19 protein-coding genes are annotated in these 16,522 nt (G+C 60.2%); 5 read left to right on the top strand and 14 right to left on the bottom strand.

Annotation, left to right across the window (positions count from 1 at the left end; genetic code table 11):
- Positions 1-9: 9 nt before the first annotated feature.
- The 3 genes from oxlT to ku all read right to left on the bottom strand — a co-directional run bounded on the left by oxlT (position 10) and on the right by ku (position 3,982).
- Positions 10-1,356, bottom strand: coding sequence for an oxalate/formate MFS antiporter (gene oxlT / locus K3F49_RS25635; RefSeq protein ID WP_234683707.1), 1,347 nt, complete (start codon positions 1,354-1,356; stop codon positions 10-12).
- Positions 1,357-1,702: 346 nt separating this feature from the next.
- Complete coding sequence (locus K3F49_RS25640) at positions 1,703-2,842, bottom strand: DNA topoisomerase IB (RefSeq protein ID WP_452101118.1); 1,140 nt, start codon at positions 2,840-2,842, stop codon at positions 1,703-1,705.
- Positions 2,843-2,962: 120 nt separating this feature from the next.
- Positions 2,963-3,982: a non-homologous end joining protein Ku gene (gene ku, locus K3F49_RS25645; RefSeq protein WP_234683708.1), complete on the bottom strand. Its 1,020-nt coding sequence runs from the start codon at positions 3,980-3,982 to the stop codon at positions 2,963-2,965.
- Positions 3,983-4,269: 287 nt separating this feature from the next.
- On the opposite strand from ku, the gene K3F49_RS25650 reads away from it, so the two are divergent.
- Positions 4,270-4,524: a hypothetical protein gene (locus K3F49_RS25650; RefSeq protein WP_234683709.1), complete on the top strand. Its 255-nt coding sequence runs from the start codon at positions 4,270-4,272 to the stop codon at positions 4,522-4,524.
- A 245-nt stretch (positions 4,525-4,769) separates the two neighbouring features.
- Positions 4,770-5,918, top strand: a complete 1,149-nt coding sequence (locus K3F49_RS25655; RefSeq protein WP_234683710.1) for an MFS transporter — start codon at positions 4,770-4,772, stop codon at positions 5,916-5,918.
- Between the two features lie 295 nt (positions 5,919-6,213).
- On the opposite strand, the gene K3F49_RS25660 is transcribed toward K3F49_RS25655, so the two are convergent.
- From K3F49_RS25660 to K3F49_RS25685, 6 genes are all read right to left on the bottom strand, one after another.
- Positions 6,214-6,516 (bottom strand): hypothetical protein, encoded by a 303-nt coding sequence (locus tag K3F49_RS25660; RefSeq protein WP_234683711.1) that lies wholly within the window; start codon positions 6,514-6,516, stop codon positions 6,214-6,216.
- A gap of 605 nt (positions 6,517-7,121) precedes the next feature.
- The gene (locus tag K3F49_RS25665) at positions 7,122-7,763 is read right to left on the bottom strand and encodes an HD domain-containing protein (RefSeq protein WP_234683712.1); all 642 of its coding nucleotides are present in this window, start codon (positions 7,761-7,763) and stop codon (positions 7,122-7,124) included.
- A 179-nt stretch (positions 7,764-7,942) separates the two neighbouring features.
- Positions 7,943-8,917 (bottom strand): GlxA family transcriptional regulator, encoded by a 975-nt coding sequence (locus K3F49_RS25670; RefSeq protein WP_234683713.1) that lies wholly within the window; start codon positions 8,915-8,917, stop codon positions 7,943-7,945.
- A 190-nt stretch (positions 8,918-9,107) separates the two neighbouring features.
- Positions 9,108-9,530: a cupin domain-containing protein gene (locus K3F49_RS25675; RefSeq protein ID WP_234683790.1), complete on the bottom strand. Its 423-nt coding sequence runs from the start codon at positions 9,528-9,530 to the stop codon at positions 9,108-9,110.
- A gap of 302 nt (positions 9,531-9,832) precedes the next feature.
- Complete coding sequence (locus K3F49_RS25680) at positions 9,833-10,501, bottom strand: HD domain-containing protein (protein WP_234683714.1); 669 nt, start codon at positions 10,499-10,501, stop codon at positions 9,833-9,835.
- A gap of 66 nt (positions 10,502-10,567) precedes the next feature.
- Entirely contained in the window at positions 10,568-11,497 is a 930-nt protein-coding gene (locus K3F49_RS25685; protein WP_234683791.1) for an NADP-dependent oxidoreductase, read from the bottom strand.
- A 420-nt stretch (positions 11,498-11,917) separates the two neighbouring features.
- Here K3F49_RS25685 and K3F49_RS25690 point away from each other — a divergent pair, with 420 nt between their 5' ends.
- Positions 11,918-12,064 carry a hypothetical protein gene (locus K3F49_RS25690; RefSeq protein ID WP_234683715.1) on the top strand — a complete coding sequence of 49 codons (147 nt, stop codon included), beginning with the start codon at positions 11,918-11,920 and terminating at the stop codon, positions 12,062-12,064.
- Between the two features lie 125 nt (positions 12,065-12,189).
- Here the strand turns inward: K3F49_RS25690 and K3F49_RS25695 are convergent, their stop codons facing one another.
- From K3F49_RS25695 to K3F49_RS25705, 3 genes are read right to left on the bottom strand one after another with little or no spacing between them, the layout of a single operon-like run.
- Entirely contained in the window at positions 12,190-12,666 is a 477-nt protein-coding gene (locus K3F49_RS25695) for a DUF3833 family protein (RefSeq protein ID WP_234683716.1), read from the bottom strand.
- Between the two features lie 45 nt (positions 12,667-12,711).
- On the bottom strand, positions 12,712-13,140 hold the full coding sequence (locus K3F49_RS25700) for a hypothetical protein (RefSeq protein ID WP_346657349.1): 429 nt from the start codon (positions 13,138-13,140) through the stop codon (positions 12,712-12,714).
- Between the two features lie 49 nt (positions 13,141-13,189).
- On the bottom strand, positions 13,190-13,411 hold the full coding sequence (locus K3F49_RS25705) for a hypothetical protein (protein ID WP_234683717.1): 222 nt from the start codon (positions 13,409-13,411) through the stop codon (positions 13,190-13,192).
- 734 nt (positions 13,412-14,145) lie between these two features.
- Between K3F49_RS25705 and K3F49_RS25710 the strand changes: the two genes are divergently transcribed.
- Positions 14,146-14,346 (top strand): hypothetical protein, encoded by a 201-nt coding sequence (locus K3F49_RS25710; RefSeq protein WP_234683793.1) that lies wholly within the window; start codon positions 14,146-14,148, stop codon positions 14,344-14,346.
- Positions 14,347-14,368: 22 nt separating this feature from the next.
- Positions 14,369-14,770: a hypothetical protein gene (locus K3F49_RS25715; RefSeq protein WP_234683718.1), complete on the top strand. Its 402-nt coding sequence runs from the start codon at positions 14,369-14,371 to the stop codon at positions 14,768-14,770.
- A 43-nt stretch (positions 14,771-14,813) separates the two neighbouring features.
- Here K3F49_RS25715 and K3F49_RS25720 read toward each other — a convergent pair whose 3' ends face one another.
- Together K3F49_RS25720 and K3F49_RS25725 are read right to left on the bottom strand one after the other, a co-directional pair.
- Positions 14,814-14,966, bottom strand: coding sequence for a hypothetical protein (locus K3F49_RS25720; protein ID WP_234683719.1), 153 nt, complete (start codon positions 14,964-14,966; stop codon positions 14,814-14,816).
- A gap of 414 nt (positions 14,967-15,380) precedes the next feature.
- Positions 15,381-15,938: a LabA-like NYN domain-containing protein gene (locus tag K3F49_RS25725; protein WP_234683720.1), complete on the bottom strand. Its 558-nt coding sequence runs from the start codon at positions 15,936-15,938 to the stop codon at positions 15,381-15,383.
- Positions 15,939-16,522 lie beyond the last annotated feature (584 nt).

Consider the following 16,522-nt stretch of genomic DNA (forward strand, 5'->3'; position numbering starts at 1 on the left):
TTTCGCCGGTCAACGAGATTGGCTGGCGGCGCGCGGATGATGCCCGGGTTGGGCTTCGGAGGCCCACGCTTGCTCTCCACTTGGGCGCGTAACTAACCTCTGGCGCATCGGTTTGAGAATAAAGATGGCCATTAGGGCGGCAACAATATTGAAGAGCGCGGCAATAACAAAGGCGGCTTTCCAGCCTCCGGTCTCCACCACCAAAACGTTGGCGAGCGGCACCAGCAGTGATGCCGTTCCTTTCGCCGTGTAGAGCAAGCCCGCGTTCGTGGTGGCGTATTCGACACCAAAGCAATCGGTGCAGGTGGTTGGAAAGAGACTGTAAATCTCACCCCAGGCGAAGAACACGACTCCGCTCAGAAGCACAAACCCGAGTGGGTTCTGCCCGTACACGTACAGCGCCCATATGCCGATGCCCTCCAGGAGGAAGGCAATGAACATGGTGTTCTCGCGGCCAAGGAAATCGGAAACCCAGCCAAAGAATGGTCGAGTAAGTCCGTTGAGAACGCGATCGATCGTCAGCGCAAACGTCAACGCCGGGAGTGTGATGCCGATTAACGAGACCGGCGCGGTGTCGAGATGAAAGTCCTTGGCGATGGGCTTGAGTTGTGCGGTTGCCATCAACCCGCCCGCTGCCATCAGCACAAACATCACATACATGATCCAAAACGTCGGCTCTTTGAGTACCTGCAGCGGTTCGTATTGAATGCGACCGAGCTGGACGAACCTGCTGGTCGAGGCGTCTGGGGTTTGTCCACGCCGCGGTGCGAACAGCAACAGCGACAGCAGCATCACGACGATGCCTTGGCCGATACCGAAGGTGAAGAATGTATTTTCGTAGCCATGAGTCGAGATCATCTTCTGAATGGGAATGATCGTGAGGGCTGAACCAACGCCGAAGCCTGCGGCGGTCAGTCCGGCCGCGAGGCCGCGGCGGTCGGGAAACCATTTGAGTGCGTTGCCAATGCAGGTGCCATAAACAGCGCCCGCCCCCAGACCGCCGATGATTTGGGCGACGTACAACATCGCGAGCGAATCTGCGATGGAATTGAGAACCCAAGCCAGCCCGGTTAGACACCCGCCTGCAAACACCATGATCCGCGGCCCGAACCGATCGACGAGATAGCCTTCGGCTGGCACCAGCCAAGTTTCAAACAGCACGAAAAGCGTGAACGCCACCTGGATCGACGCCAGGGTCCAACCGTGTTTTTGGCTAATGGGGATTGTGAAGAGCGTCCAGCCGTATTGGAGATTGGCGATCATCACCATGCAGATGATGCCGATTATCAGTTGGCTCCATCGGGTCGCTTCGGAAGCCCGTTCCGCAGGCCCATCGGTATGTGCTGTCGCAACCATTAGGGGCACTCCTCACCCCCCTTGCACTACGATTCTTGCGCATGTTCTGGAGGAACGCCATTAGACAGAAGGATGAAGCGAGGGCCGCATCTCGCAAATGGATTCTTCCCCGCATGGCACCGCAGCAGTTCGCCCCTGGGGGCACCAGAAATACTCGGAGCGCGAAGAGTTCCCGTCACCCGAAACGACCGCGGCCGTACGCGATCCCCAATAACCTTGTCGTTAGTCCGCGGATAGGAAGCCGGCGCATCGGTCGGAGGAGCCGAAAATAAAGTCCAGGCGCTAGTAAGATCACAAGGTCAATCGAAAGAATTGCGCCCGTGCTGCGAGCCGGGCAAACTATTAGTCAAGGAGCGGGCAGTTTGCCTGAAAATCCTTGGGCACGGGCGTGGTCCGGCAGCTCCGCCTCCTCGGCGAGCCGGCCTCGCAGCAACGCGAGCACGGCCGCCTCCTCGGGCTTGAGATTGCCCACAGCACTTCGAAGCTCACTCTCGGCTTGTGACTTGAGCTCCAGAACTAGATTGCCATCCATGTAGGAGTTCAGCACCTCTGGATGGATGTAGCATTTCCTGCAGATCGTCGGCGTGTTGCCAAGACGCGCGGAGACTTTTTCGATCGCGCTACGAAGATTGCGCTTGGCCTGAGCGGCGCTGTCGAAGCTTTCAAGCTCCGTGAGCGCCATGGCCGCCAGCACTGTCCCTGCCCAGGTTCGGAAGTCCTTTGCGGTGATCTCCTTTCCGGTAATTTCCTTGAGGTACTCGTTCACGTCGGTCGACGTGACATCCTGGCAGTTGCCTTGTTCATCGACGTACTGAAGCAGCTCTTGCCCGGGGAGCTCCTGACAGGCGCGAATAATTTTGGCGATTCGCCGATCCCGCACGCGAAGTGACCATTGTTTGCCGCTCTTACCGGTAAAGCGGAAGCGCACTTCGTTTCTGTTGACGGTGACGTGCCGGTTCTTCAGTGTGGTCAGACCATAGCTATTGTTCTGTCTGGCGTAGTCGTCATTCCCCACGCGGATCAATGTGGTCTCCAGGAGATGCACGACGGTTGCCAAAACTTTTTCCCTCGGGAGCCCACGTAGTCCCATGTGATCGCGCACCGTTTCCCTAATGGAAGGTAGCGCATCAGCAAATGCGACCACATGCTCGTATTTCGTGCTTTCGCGAACCTCGCGGAAACGCGCGTGATAGCGATATTGCTTGCGACCCTTGGCGTCACGGCCTGTTGCTTGGATATGACCATCCGCAAACGGGCAGATCCAGACGTCAGTCCACGCGGGCGGGATCGCAAGCGCCTTGATCCTCTTCAGCGCACCACGATCGACTAGCCTCGATCCGTCCGGCCGGGTATAGGTGAATCCCGTCCCCGCCTTGTTGCGGCGGATGCCGGGCCGTTCGTCGGAAACGTATCTCAGGCCAGCAGATTCGGCCGCATCTCTCGGGTCCACAATCGTCTGGGTGTTATCCGGTGACTCGACCAGCAACTCATTGTCTCCTATCCGGCCCCTGGATGAACCTTTCTGATTGTCAGGAAGTTCCTCCAAAGCCCTAGGAGCGGCGAAGGATGGCACGGGGCCGTGAGCGCTAACCGGTGTGCGTCTAGGCTAAATGGTTCTGCGATGACGTGCGCCGCGCCTCGCCGCGGCCGGCTTTCCAGCGCCGCGCCGTTCGGACTTTGCCGAACGTTCGGCGTCGATGCTTTGCCGGAGCGCATCCATGAGGTTGACAATGTTCTCGCGCGACGGCTGGATGGTAGTCGGCTGCGTGCCGCGCGTCGTCTGCTTCTTGCGCAGGATCCGCAGGAGCGCGCTGCGGTAGTGATCCTCCAGCAGGACCGGATCGAAATCGGTCGACTTCGACCGGATGATATGCTGTGCGAGCTTCATCATCTCGGAAGGCAGCTTCACCTCTGGAATCTCGGTGAAATATTCGGACGAGTTCCGGAGCTCGTGTGCAAAGCGCAGTGCTATAGCGCGAAGGCCGCGCCCCTTTGGCTCGACCAAAAACGCCCGCTCGCGCGAGGACAGCACCACGCGGGCAAGGCCGACAACGGCTTCCCGACTCATCGCATCGCGGATCACCGCGAAGGCTTCTTGACCGATCTGCTCGCGCGGCACGATGTAGTACGGCTTCTCGAAATAGCTCGCGTCGATCTGCCCAACGGGAACGAAATGCTGGATTTCGATTGTGCGCGTGTTCTGCGGCCGCGCGATGGGGGCCGCTTCCTCGAGCTCCCCGGCTTCATCATCATGGTTCGCAGCGCTCCCCTCAAGCGTATCCTCTTGAACGCCGGCGGGAGCGATTGGCGGGCTTTCACGGCGAGGCGGAGCAGCCTCCAGGGCTCCCGGAACGGGGCGATCGCTCCGCGCGCGCGCAAGGTCCCGATCCTCGACTAGCAGGAACTTGTTCTCGCCGAGCTCATAGCCACGCGCCTTCTTGGCGGTGTTCACGGCTTCGCCGGTGATGGAATCGACGACCTTATGTTTGAAGCGATGACCCGTGCGCCGATTGACCTGACGGAAGGAGACGCGCTCGGCCGCCGAGATCGCGGGATAGAGTGCGATCGGACAGGAGACGAAGGACAGCTTCAGATAGCCCTTCCAGTAGGGCCGGGACGCAGGCACCGGAGACTCCAACGCAACAGGATACAAGAGCCAAAGCCTGAGGGCGAAGGCCAAGGAGTCAACGGAGGGAAGCGAAGAGAGTTTCAGGGCATTTTGCGCTGTGTTGCACATTGGATTAGTTGGGCGTGCGCCCCTCTGACCCCGCGCGACTATTTCTCTGGGAGAGACTGCGCGCCGCCGGTCCGGAAGCCGTCCCTAATCCGCAGGAACTATTTATCCCTGCGCGGAGTCAGAATTACGTTAGCTGGCTCCCGCCGGATCCGGTGGGCCCACCGATGGTATTCGCCATGCGCTACGTCGTACATGCAACAGATTTATCCGGTGTGGCGCTCGCTGCTTATGAGATCGAGTCTGGCTGCGATGACGACGCAACGCGCCGAGCCGAAATATTCCTCGAAGCTCACCCCTCAATAGAGATTTGGGACGGCGTGCGGCGCGTAGCGCGCCTCACCCGCGCCGAAGCCGAAATCAGGCAGCAGTTGGCCGAGGCGCACCAAGTCGAGGTGACGGATAACGAGGTCAAACCTAGACAAAAGGTGTAGGCGAACAAAAGGCGCTTGCGGTTTTTGTTACTATGCCACTCGCAACGCTATCTCTGAGGAAGCGCGGCTTGGAGCCGGGCTGACCGATCCTGCCGCGATGCCGCTCACTCGAAACCGTACTCGAAAACGTTCGATTTGTAACGGGAATAAGGCGGAACATCAGGTTTGCTACGGTCGTGTGGATTTGCAATCTGGCGGGAGTCCTTGGTGAAGGCGTCGGCCCTCATTTCCAAGGCTTTTTGACTGTGCGCATCGCCGAACCAATCGCCTATATTCCTCTATACGGCGCCTTGTACGCTGCATTCGGCGCGGCATCGCCATTCTGGCCAAAACTCTTCGAGACGAGAGCTCTAACGCCTCAGCAGATTGGCGCGATCCTGGCCGCCGCAATGCTTGTGCGCCTTGTTTCTGGCCCGTGTGTTGGAAGGCTCGCTGACATCTTCGGTTCGTTGCGCCTTGTGCTCGCAAGCTGTGCCGCGTTGGCGGCTGCCGCGGCTGTCGCATTGAACTGGGCAGACGGGTACTGGTTGTTGCTTCCACTGGCTGTGGCTCAGGCTGCGGCACTTGCTCCGACGACCTCGATTGCTGATGCGTTGTCGGTGAATGCAGCAAAGCCTCAGATGGGCGGAAAGCCCTTTGAGTACGGCTGGATACGAGGTTCGGGCTCGGCGGCCTTCGTTTTGGGCACGCTGCTCGTTGGACAACTCATCGGCCCTGCTGACCTCACCCCTGTCATCTGGATGAACGCCGGCCTGCTCATCACGGCGACGTGCGCCACAGCGTTGGTGCCCCCTGTGCCGCCCCAGGCTACGCTGCACATCGGGCCATCGCTTGCCTTGGGTGAGGTGCACGGATTCCTGACGATCCCGCGGTTTCGGGTCCTGATCTTCGTTTCAGCCTTGGTCTATGGCAGTCACGCGATGCACGATGCATTCGCTGTGATCCGGTGGAGTGACGCTGGAATAGGCACTACGGCCATTAGCTTCCTGTGGTCGGAAGCGGTGGCTGCGGAAGTTTTCGTATTCTTTCTCGTTGGTCCAGCGTTGATTGACCGACTTGGCGTGAACGGCGCGGCCGCCTTGGCTGCTCTGGCCGGAATCGTACGCTGGTCGATTGCGGGCGTGACGACCTCCGTCTTGCTTCTCTCCATGATACAGCCCTTGCATGGCTTGAGCTTCGCACTGCTTCATCTCGCCTGCATGCGCATGATGAGGACACTTGTCCCTGCACGGATGGCGGCAACGGCCCAAGCCCTTTATGCGTTTGGTCAGGCCTCGTTACTGCTGCACTGGTATCGCTATCGGGTGTTCTTTATGCCCGATACGCAGGAGCGGCCTTCTTCCCGATGGCAGCTCTCTGTGGCGTCGCGCTCCCGTTTGCCTGGTTTGGCTTAACCGGTGAAACCGGTCGATCCTCACCTTGACCTCTTAAGGCAGGGACATTTCACCGAGCAGAGCGCTGCGGGGGAAACTGCGGAATTTTGAGTACCCCGTGACTGCCGACCGGCCAATGGCCAGGGAAAGCGCATCGCGACCGACTTCCAGTGGTCTCGTTCGGCGTAAGGCGTCTTCATCAGGAAACGACGTCTGGCTGTCCTGATCCGCAGGATCGGAGGGAGCCTTGAGCGCCGATCCCGGAAAGGGCCACAACAGGACTCTGGACCTCTTGGAGCGCTCGCTACATCCCGCTTTAGTGCAGCAAATCGCTGGCTGCCACACTGTTGATAATGGCGAGGCGCTGCTCGGCGCTTGCACCGAAATCTATGTCAGCCACCAGATCGAGCAGACGCTGATAGGCATGGTCAGCGACGGCGACCGGCAAGGGCTCTTCGTCGAAGGCCTCCACATAGTTGTCAACGACGGTATTCAGCAGACGGCACAGGCCCTGTTGGTCGGGCTCGTCCTTGCAGGCATCATAGAGCCTTTGCTGAAATTCGCGGAAAGTCTGCAACCCGTGGTGCTGTTGCGAAAGCCATGTGTGCAATGCGTTCATGGTGGCCTCTTCTTAAAGGAGGAAGAAGCTACCAACTTATACAGCCCCGGAAGAGGATCAACAAATGCGGTTTTCGCAGATCCCTAGTGCGGCATATGCAGCTGCAGCCGCGATCTGGAAATGTTCGTCGAAGCGCGAAATCCTGGTGTCTTTTTTTGCGAGTTTATTGGACCAGGAAGGCTGCCGCACGTCATCGGCTATGACGGGACCGGGCCTGTCATCGGCGCCTACGTCCCTGGATCTCCTCGACCTCGATCGCCGTAGGCGACGCCCTGTCGGCCCTGACGGTCGTTTCGGCCGGCGGCGTCCAGGTCGCTCCAGTGAGTCGGGCTTCGTAGATCTACGCTAGGCCGTCGGCCTCGGTGGGGCCGTCTCGCGCTGACCGGCGCTTCTTCACGGAGCCAGCGTCTTCAAACTCGCGAATTCCGTCCCGTCCATTCCTCTTCCCAACGTTGCGGCTACAATGGTCGGAAGCGGGATCGGAATTAAGGGGCCGTGAGAAAGACAGTGTTTCTTCGCGGCTGCCTCTCGCGCCGGCTAACGGCTTCGACGACTGGTGTTCGACAAGATGGCAGGCCTCACCTCCGACGCGGCCGCGAAAGGGTTCAGTTCGGCCAAGCTGAGCCGAGGATGATCGAGCAAAAGTTCTGGCGGACATAGTTCACATCCTTCAGCGCCAGAACATCGGCCTTCACATTTCCGAAGGTCGTCAGCGGCTTCCTGATAATGCCGTTGGCGAAGTGATCTATGATGTTCTCCTTGAAGTTCGTCTCGCGTGGATGATGGACACAGACATGGTCGCGTTGCTCGTGCGTGAAGTCGCGATAGGCGATGCCGAGCACGTCCATCTCCACGCCGGCGGTCACCAGCGCGATGATGGGGCGCATATGCTCGGGGATACCGGGCGTGGTGTGGAGCGCGATTGCGGTCCAGACGTCCTCGATATCGCGTTCCGGCACGCCGTAGCTTTTCATGAACTCGCGTGCGGCATTGGCACCGTCGACCTCGAAGCGCAGGTCGGCGCTCGAATATGTCTCGGTGAGACCCATATCGTGGAACATCGCGCCAAGGTAAAGCAGCTCCGGGTCGTACTTCAGCCCGCGGCGCTCGCCGGTCAGCGCACCCCACAGGAAGACCCGGCGGCTGTGGTTGTAGAGCAGGTCGTCCTCGGTATCGCGCACGAGTTGCGTGGCGGCGCGCGCGATTGCACTGTCGGGCATGCGGATGCCGGCGATGATCTCAGACATGGAGCGATCTCCTTCGGAAGAGTGGGTTGGCTGCTGGTCGCTATTAGGCAATCGAGCCCTGCTCTGGACAACACGCAGGAGGCTATGGATCAAGACAGCCGTACGTCGTTTGCTGACAAAAGGCCCCCTCGAACCGTTCAACCTTGCCGAAGACACCGGTTGCCGTCGGAGCTACCGATCTACTCAGATTCCGCCCGCCGAAAGCTGGCGCGATATTGGACAGGGGTGACGCCGAGGCGCGTGCTGAACACCATGCGCATCCGGTCCGCGGACCCGAAGCCGCAATCGAAGGCGACGGCCTTCAGCGGCCGGTCGCTTCCTTCCAGCATCATGCGCGCCGCATCAACGCGGGCGCGCTCGATGAACTCGTGTGGTGTCGTCCCGGTCGCCTGCGCGAAATGACGGGCCAGATTTCGGGGGCTCATGCCGACGATGCCGGCAAGCGACTCCAGCGTGTGGCGCTCCCCGATGTTGGCCATGACATGGTCCTGAATCCGTGCGATTGGCGATTCCGGATCGGCGGGCGCGGTGAGATAGGGACTAAACTGCGACTGTCCGCCCTGGCGCTGGGCAACCACAACCAGTCGCTTGGCGACCTTGAGCGCCGTTTCCGCACCATGCCGCTGCCCGACGAGCGCCAGGCCCAGATCTATCCCCGCAGTCACACCGGCGGCGGTGATCAGCCGTCCGTCGCGTACATAGATCAAGTCGGGTTCGACTTTCGCCTTTGGAAACCTGGCCGCCAGCGCATCTGCATCCTGCCAGTGGGTTGTGACTCGCCGATCGTCCAGGAGCCCGGCATAGCCGAGCACAAAAGCCCCGGTGCAGATCGATCCATAAAGGCTTGAGCGCCACGGCAGCTCCTTGGCCCACTCAAGCAGGCACGGTTCGGGCTCCGCTTCCGGCGGCGTCGGAGCGCCGGCCACCAGAATGATATCGAAGCCGCCCACCGCCCCCTCGAAGGTCAGGTCCGCCATCAGCCGTATTCCGTTCGACGCGCGCAGCGGATTGCGGTGAGCGGCAACCAACACTGTTTCATAGCGGTCAGTGCTGCCGAGAAACGTGTTGGCCTCGCTGAACACATCCAGCGGACCAGCCACGTCCAGAGCTTGGACCCCCTCATAAACAACAATCGCGACAGCTTGTACCGGCACGTCTTACTACCTCTCAGTCTGGCTGCCTCATTATGCAGATAGTCTGGCGCCTGCAAAGGCCTAGCCCGATCTGGGAAGCAACGGAACGTACACGGTGCATCTCGGTTGAGGGATTTTCTCGGCCGATTGCCCCCCAACCAAGCGGCCCATGAAACAGATCGTCACGGCGACAGGCGGATCCGTCGCGCCATCATCGTGATCCCGACGCCCTGTCTGGGGACGTCAACGGCTCGTCCTTGGAATCGGCAACGAAGATTGCCAGTAAGCTGGCGGGCTCCTTCGCGCTCGCGTTCTCGCTGATGCTGTGATGTGAGCCCGGCATTTCGTAAAAGCCTTCACCTTGATGATAAACCTTCGCGGGCTCGTTGCCGACCTGGCTGCGGATGGCGCCGGACAGTACATAGGCGTAGATAAATGCCGAGGCTGCATGGTGATGAGCCAGCGATTTGCCTCCGGGAGGATAGGTCACCTTCACGGCGACTATCCTCTTTCCTTCGACATTTGGCAGTGCGTGCTCGAAGGCTACTTTCACCTGCTCCTGCTCCTGCGCGATGGCAGGCGAAGCTCCCAGAGCGATCGCTGCTGTTATCAGCGGGACGAAGGCTGTTTGCATCGCCCTCCTTGCTGCTTTTGCCGTCATACCCCGAGGGTTTGAGAGCACACCAATCCGATAGGCAAATCCGCTGATCGACATTATCGCATCTCCTCTTCTCACGAGTTCACGCAAACCACTTGAAACCAAGACGCGGGCCTGCGCTGATGGTCATGATAACGCTTCTGGTATGAAGCCACCGCCGGGCCATCACGTTTGGCTGGTCTGCTGCTTGCCGCTGAGTTGCACCGAGGAGCAGCCAGATGAGAGACGCCAGTGAGTCGATGCGGCCGCAATCGGGCCCAGCACAGGATACGTCTCCGTCATGATCCTGAGCCTTGTGACGTGGAATCCGGAAAGGGAGAAGCAGCGATCAAGTCACAAGCATTGGGACTCTCGAATCCTGGCATGAAACGTTCGCAGAGGGCGGCGTTGACGGTGCCATACGTCGTTTCAGGCTTGTGTGCAAAGCCGGCGAAATACTCCTGGATAAAGCCTTCCTTGAAATTGATGCGGGGATACCTGGCGACGATTTCCTCGCGCAGCTCCGCGGGAAACTGATCGAACCCCACACCGATTACGTCAAGAAGAACACCGGAATTGAGGAGCGCTATTTCGGGGCGCATATGTTTCGGAATGCCGGGCGTGGTGTGCAGCGCGATTGCCTCCCAGACGGCCTGCACCTGATCTTCGGCGATGTTGTGGGTGCCAAGAAACTGTCGGGCGGCGTTCGCGCCATCGACCTCGAAGCGTTCGTCAGGGCTCGAGAACTTCTTGATCAGGCCGAGATCGTGAAACGCGGCGGCAACGTAAAGGAGCTCAGGGTCGAAGCGCAGTTTCCTCTGACGCCCCTGCTCGGCGGCGAACAGGTAGACGCGAATCGAATGATTGAACAGCAGATCAGTGGAATGCTCGCGCAGGACGTCTGTAGCCTCTTTCGCGAGCAACGAATCTGGAATGACGAGGGCGTTGGACAAGTTTCGTGAGGTCATTTGTTGTGTCCTTTTTTCGAGTGGCTGTGGGACTGGGAGCCGACCGCAACGACGAGAACTGATCGATCAACCGACGGCGAGCACGATCTTTCCTTTCGGCTGAGGCCGCACGCGCTCCAGCATCAAATGAGCCTCGCGCGCATCGGCGAGAGGCAAGACTGCCCCGACGTGTCTTCGTAGTCTTCCACCATCGACGAGGCGAGCAATCTCCTTCAGATGTTGGCTCGTAACGTTGACCAGGAAGAAAGTGGCTCCGACACCGTAGCGTTGGGCGAGTTGCTGATCCGGATTTGACACCGCCGAAATCAGCTTGCCGCCGCGACGAAGGACCTGGAACGAGCGAATTTGCGTTTCGCCGCCGACCAGATCGATGACTGCATCCGCATCCCCTACTTCTTCCTCAAAGCGCTGGGTCCGGTAATCAATCAAGGTGTTTGCGCCGAGGTTGCGCACGGCGGCAACATCGCCCGTCGATACCGTTGCGATCGTTTGGATACCCGCCTGACGAGCCAGTTGAACCGCATAGGATCCGACGTTGCCCGCCGCTCCGTGAATGACGACCCTTTGCCCTGCTTCGAGTTGGGCGTGGTCAAACAATGCCTGCCATGCGGTGACGGCAACGACAGGAAGCGAGGCGGCTTCAACGTGCGTTAGCGAGGTTGGCTTGGTCGAAACCATGCCTGCGGAAGCCACAGCATACTCGGCATAGGCACCGATAAACCGCGGGTTCGTGACCCCATAAATTTGTTCTCTCACACGGAATTCAGAGACCCCGGGTCCTGCGGCGACGATTTCACCTGAGAGATCGGACCCAAGAGTGAGGGGGAGCGGTTGCGGCAAAGCACTCTTTCCGGCCCTGATCCAGCCATCCCACGGGCCAACTCCAGCGGCTTCAACCTTGACCAGGACCTCGCCCGGGCCGGGCTCGGGGCGCGAGATGCGCTCGAACTTCATGATCTCGGGTGGCCCAAATTCGTGCACGCGCCAGGCCATCATCGTTGAACGAGTTCGCTCTTCGTTAGCCTGAGGAATGATGCTGCCGTTGGTCATCTCATGCTCCTTTTTGCTCGATTCATGCCATGTCCCAATCGCCATCCCGGCCAACGGCGCGCGTGCCATAGCTTGCGTCGGCGGCGGAGCGCTCGCCCGTAATCGCGTCACGATCGTTCGAGTGGTGTTCAGTGAAACGGCTTTCTCGATCGTGCTCGCCTCGGCCAGGGGCATATGTCGCAATGGACCCTGCTTTGGGCAACCAATCCGATCCTGCGGATCAGGACAGCCGGACGTCGTTTCCTGACAAAGAAGACTTCGGAGCCTTCGCGCCAGCACACAAATCCAGACGCGGGCGCTCACGCAAACTTCCTTCGCTCGCAATTTCCGCGAATCAGGTATTGGGGGTCCGAGAAGTCGGCGAGGGTGTTTTCGAGCTTCGCGCAGGGACCGCCGGCATGCTTCGCCCCCGGCACGAGCAAGCTGGTGGCGCCGGGCAACGGCATCGCCGACGGCGGCGCCGTCACCGGCGCCATCGGCTTCCCAACTAAGACCGAGCCGGGCGCGAACTAGTGGAAAACGCCGACGCCTTCGTCAGGTGGAGGTTAACTTAAACACCTGGGCGTTCTATGTGCCGGCTCGACCTTCCTTGGCCCCTCACCTGCTCCCGCCTGTCGCAGTGACGGACACCGGCGAAGCTAAAGCTTACGGTAAGTAACGTGTGCCGTCGCAAACGGGATGCCGGCACGGCCAGCACGGCCGCGGACTATGCAAGCTCGTTCATCGATCCCATAAAACCAATCGTCGAAATTCAGCTTGAACGATTTACCGCCCCCTTGTGGTGTATCGCGCGTGTATTTCCAGTGGAATGCGCAACCGGCTTGCTCCCCGATGGCATCACCTTCGAGACGATTTTCCAAGCCGGTGTACTTCCCCTCCTCGCCCTTTCTGATCGTCCAATGCAGAGTGTCGCTATGACCACCGTCAAATGTATATGTCTCGATGAACAGCACTGTATCGGTGTCCGCATCTAGTTCGCCGTGACCAACAATCGTTGCGCGTTTCAGTAGTCCGCCAACTAGACTTTCCAGTACTGCCCAACCTTCTAGCCGCCCGACGAAAAAACGTTCAGGAAGAAACAGCGGCGTTGTTCCTCTAAAAGCATCGATCGCCATCGGTAAACCCTTCGAAATGCATCCAACCAACTAAATCAGATCGAATCACTGATGCGATTGACCCAACTCGGTCGAAAGAGAGCGGCGTGAACTTCTCCTCTCTGAAGAAAGACGTGGTAGTCGCCAGGTAACAGGCCCAGGGAAGCTGTTGGCGACGTTCAAGGCCCGCACCTCGTCCGTCTCCAGAGCGATTTTCTGAGCAAGCATGACGTCGCCGTGTGGCAAGCCACCGAGCGGGACGAAGCATCGCCCCGTCCTGAGACGCCCATATTCATCGATCTCGTGGACGTTAGCTGACGTTCCCCGACGAATGCGGTAGCGCCTGCCGGTATCGCATCCGACGACATCGAAGTATCCTTTCGTGTCGAATTGAACTCTTTGCTGGGGCGAAAGCCATGAACGCAGAAGCCGCAGCGAGCGAGCGAAGCTCGTCTTCTCGTCCTTGGCCGCTTGATAAAGTTTACCAACGGCCAAGCTCCGCAGACTCCAACTACCTGCGCGACGGGACACATTCTTCACGTGCTCACCCACCGACAAGCCGCGGGAAAAACAATGTCTCTTCCGCCGCTGGATCGAATGTGGTGATCCTGGTTACCTCGCCAGGGCCTGTCCGCACCGCCGCGGTATAACCCTTGCTGGTGAATTCTAGGAATAACCTCTCCGCTTCTGCCAAGGCATCTGCCTCGGAGTTGTCGAAGAAGTGCCGGCTGTCGCCGCTGTGATCCATAACGATTTGCGTGGCCATGCTGAGGCTCCCGATTGCATTTCGAATGGAATGTCGAAGTCGGGAGCTCGTTCCTAATAAGGAGCGCCTTTAAGAAAAACGGGGCTTCTCCCGCTCAAGTAGGCGCGTTTACCTGCTAAGGACAGGGAATACCCGCTAGGTCGCGGCACTTCTGCGGTGCCCTCATTGCGGGCGGCCGATGAAGCTTGTCCAGGACGCCAGAGTCGCCGAGCGCTACGTCTGTCCCGAGTGCAAGACGATCCGCTGCACGATCCTACCGCCCGGCAGTGGGTCGAGAGCCCGCTGAAGCCGCCCACTCGGCTCTAGGTCCACAGACGGAAATAAGGCGCCTTGGTCGAAAAGCCGCCGACCTCAAAGAACAGTGGATCTGCGGATCGATCGCGGCGATGAGGCGCCCGATGCTGCGGGCGAGATGTCTCGCAGCCCACGCCACGCGGTTCAGCCATCGAAGGGCGACGCTACACCTTTTCGGCCGGAGATGAAGGTCCAGATGGTGCCGAGCTTCCCAGATGAGGCGCGCCGAGGGAGATTTTGCGCCGCAGCGTCGGAATCGATTGCCGTTCCACCCAAATTGATGTGAGATCAATGAAGTCCTCGGTCGGGACGGATTTCAGAACAACGCATTTTTCGTGGAGGATTTCGATGCTGCGAGCGGGCGTCTCATGTCTTTTCCTGTTGACCTCGTCGCTGTCGGCGATGCCGAAGCCGGCGTCTCAGAAGTAGAGGGCCGCAGCATGTTCGACGCGGCCACCACGGCGCTTTTGCGCGCCGTCCTCGACGAGGTCTGCGGAAGCATTTCCAGCCACGAGATCGGCGCTAAGGCGCGGGTCGCCTCCAAGATCTTGGAGGCCGCGGCCAAGGGCGAGACCTCGCCCGAAAGCCTGAAATTCGTCGGTCGCAGGGCTCTCTCCGAAGCGCCGACGATGTGGCGGTAACGGCGGATCGCGGGAGCGTCCGGTGAATTTCCAGGTGACAGTGTTGAAGATCCTGGTGAGCTATCCGGACGGGTTTGCTCCGATGACGGACCTCAAGCGCGACATGGCGATCCTTGCGACCAGCGGACGGGACTGGGCCGAACGCACGAAGCGGCTCGCCGCGCGCGTTCCGGATCTGGATATCTTTTCGCATGGCCTGATCGAACGCCTGAACGGCGGCTGGCGCATCACCGACAAGGGACGCTCCGTGCTCGAGTTCATGGAAGCCCGGCCGGACACTCAGGCGGCGTCGTCCGAAGAGGTGCCCGCGCCCGGATTAGCCGCACCACCGCTGCGCCTGCCAGCCGAAGTCGGACGGCGCCGCCATGCACGCCTTCAGCGCCGCCGCGCGGCTCGCGAGCGGACCAGGGCCAATGCCTCATAAAGGCCGTTCTGGACTCGCCCGGGTCGGGGCGCTACCGGTTGCTTCAGAAGAGACTAGGGCCGACGCCGTCGGTCATGGCCGCCAGAAGGGACAGCAGCAGGCCCGCGCCGCAGAAGATCAGGACGATCTTCAGATCCTCGATATCGACATCCGCGCCGGTCGTGCGCGAGAGCACCTTCGTCAACGCGGCCATCATCTGCCTGCTCCTCCGAAAGGACGTGACGGACAGCATAGTCCGGTCCGGAGGCTTGACGTGTGAACTGCCTCTCAAATCGATGCGCGTAGGACTGATGCTCATGATGCAGCCACGGTGGCTCGTCGAGTGCCATCATATCTCGCCCGAACCGAGAAGGGACGTCACCGGCGGGACGAGGCGCCGCCGCGAGCACTTGACCGCGGTCGCCCAGGAGCATCGGAACCAAGGAACCGCCCCAACCCGTAATCTCCCGGACTCAACATCTGGATGTCGTTCTGCTTGGCTCGGCTCGCCGGGGCTATTTTCAGCACGGTCCAATTTCATCCGGCAAACGCCGCTGTCTTTGCGCAGCGGCGTTTTCGTTGCATGGCGTTTTCGTTGCATGGCGTTCTCAAGGCTTGGCGACGCCCGACTTCAGGACCTTAATTCGTCGCCCTCACGCGGTACCGGAAGCGGATCGCGGCCGATCCTGGACCGCAGTTCGACCAGATCGATGAAGACGTCGGCCTGTCGGCGTAGCTCATCGGCGACCATCGGCGGCCGGCTGGCGATCGTCGAGACCACCGTGACCCGGACTCCGCGGCGTTGCACGGCCTCGACGAGGCAGCGAAAACCGCCGTCGCCGGACAAAAGGATCATCTCGTCGACCCGTTCGGCCAGCTCCATCGCGTCGACGGCGATTTCGACGGCCATGTTGCCTTTGACCTTGCGCCGACCGAGGTCGTCGACGAATTCCTTGGCGCCCTTTGTGATCACCGTGTAGCCGTTGTAGTCCAGCCAATCGACCAGCGGACGGATCGACGAATACTCCTGGTCCTCCATGACCGCCGTGTAATAGAGGGCGCGGACCAGCACGCCGCGGTCGCTGAACTCCTTCAACAGACGCTTGTAGTCGATGTCGAACCCAAGCACCCTCGTGGTGGCGTACAGATTGGGACCATCGATGAGCACCGTGATCTTGGCTGCGGACATCCTGGTTGCTCGATTGGCCTGACCGAGACGGCATCGCCTCGGCTCCCCGCTCGTCAGTTCCAAGCGTCGCCAGACGTGAACTGGCGTCTCGCTCGCGTCGGTGCGGGGGACGGACAAAAGCTATCCGGCGCCGCGCTTTTCTTCAAAAGCATTTTCATTAATTCTTGAACCAACTCCTACGAAACCGAGACGACCGTACAGCACGACTGAGCGACAGGCTGGCTATGTCCTATCGACTTCCACTTTTCGATTTTCGCCTGCAGACCCGTCGCAGGGGCTGCAGGTGGTATCTGTTCACTGGCGAGGGCCGTGTTGTCATGCAAGGCTCCGAAGCAACCCGCGCTGCCGCCAGCTACCAGGCAACCCGTGCGCTGTTTCTGATGCTACTGGCTTCGGCGCGGGGGCCGACTACGTTGCCCAGCCATGGGCTGAGCCGCTCACCGGATCTGTCCAAGAAAGGCGAGGGCACGGGCCGCACAAGGCGGTCGCCGGTCTGAGAGAGGACTCTCTCGCCGGCGGAAACGCGGTCCGGGAGGACCGGCGTGGCTTCAGCTGGTCCGAGGCCCTCGCGGTGACGAACTCGC

The sequence above is a fragment of the Bradyrhizobium monzae genome (genome assembly GCF_021458635.1).
Classification (GTDB): domain Bacteria; phylum Pseudomonadota; class Alphaproteobacteria; order Rhizobiales; family Xanthobacteraceae; genus Bradyrhizobium.

Excerpts from the sequence above, each read along its gene's own strand:
- oxlT (WP_234683707.1), bottom strand. The coding sequence starts at position 1,356 with ATGGTTGCGACAGCACATACCGATGGGCCTGCGGAACGGGCTTCCGAA.
- K3F49_RS25650 (WP_234683709.1), top strand. The coding sequence starts at position 4,270 with ATGCGCTACGTCGTACATGCAACAGATTTATCCGGTGTGGCGCTCGCT.
- K3F49_RS25660 (WP_234683711.1), bottom strand. The coding sequence starts at position 6,516 with ATGAACGCATTGCACACATGGCTTTCGCAACAGCACCACGGGTTGCAG.
- K3F49_RS25665 (WP_234683712.1), bottom strand. The coding sequence starts at position 7,763 with ATGTCTGAGATCATCGCCGGCATCCGCATGCCCGACAGTGCAATCGCG.
- K3F49_RS25675 (WP_234683790.1), bottom strand. The coding sequence starts at position 9,530 with ATGCAAACAGCCTTCGTCCCGCTGATAACAGCAGCGATCGCTCTGGGA.
- K3F49_RS25680 (WP_234683714.1), bottom strand. The coding sequence starts at position 10,501 with ATGACCTCACGAAACTTGTCCAACGCCCTCGTCATTCCAGATTCGTTG.
- K3F49_RS25685 (WP_234683791.1), bottom strand. The coding sequence starts at position 11,497 with ATGATGGCCTGGCGCGTGCACGAATTTGGGCCACCCGAGATCATGAAG.
- K3F49_RS25695 (WP_234683716.1), bottom strand. The coding sequence starts at position 12,666 with ATGGCGATCGATGCTTTTAGAGGAACAACGCCGCTGTTTCTTCCTGAA.
- K3F49_RS25705 (WP_234683717.1), bottom strand. The coding sequence starts at position 13,411 with ATGGCCACGCAAATCGTTATGGATCACAGCGGCGACAGCCGGCACTTC.
- K3F49_RS25710 (WP_234683793.1), top strand. The coding sequence starts at position 14,146 with ATGTTCGACGCGGCCACCACGGCGCTTTTGCGCGCCGTCCTCGACGAG.
- K3F49_RS25720 (WP_234683719.1), bottom strand. The coding sequence starts at position 14,966 with ATGATGGCCGCGTTGACGAAGGTGCTCTCGCGCACGACCGGCGCGGAT.
- K3F49_RS25725 (WP_234683720.1), bottom strand. The coding sequence starts at position 15,938 with ATGTCCGCAGCCAAGATCACGGTGCTCATCGATGGTCCCAATCTGTAC.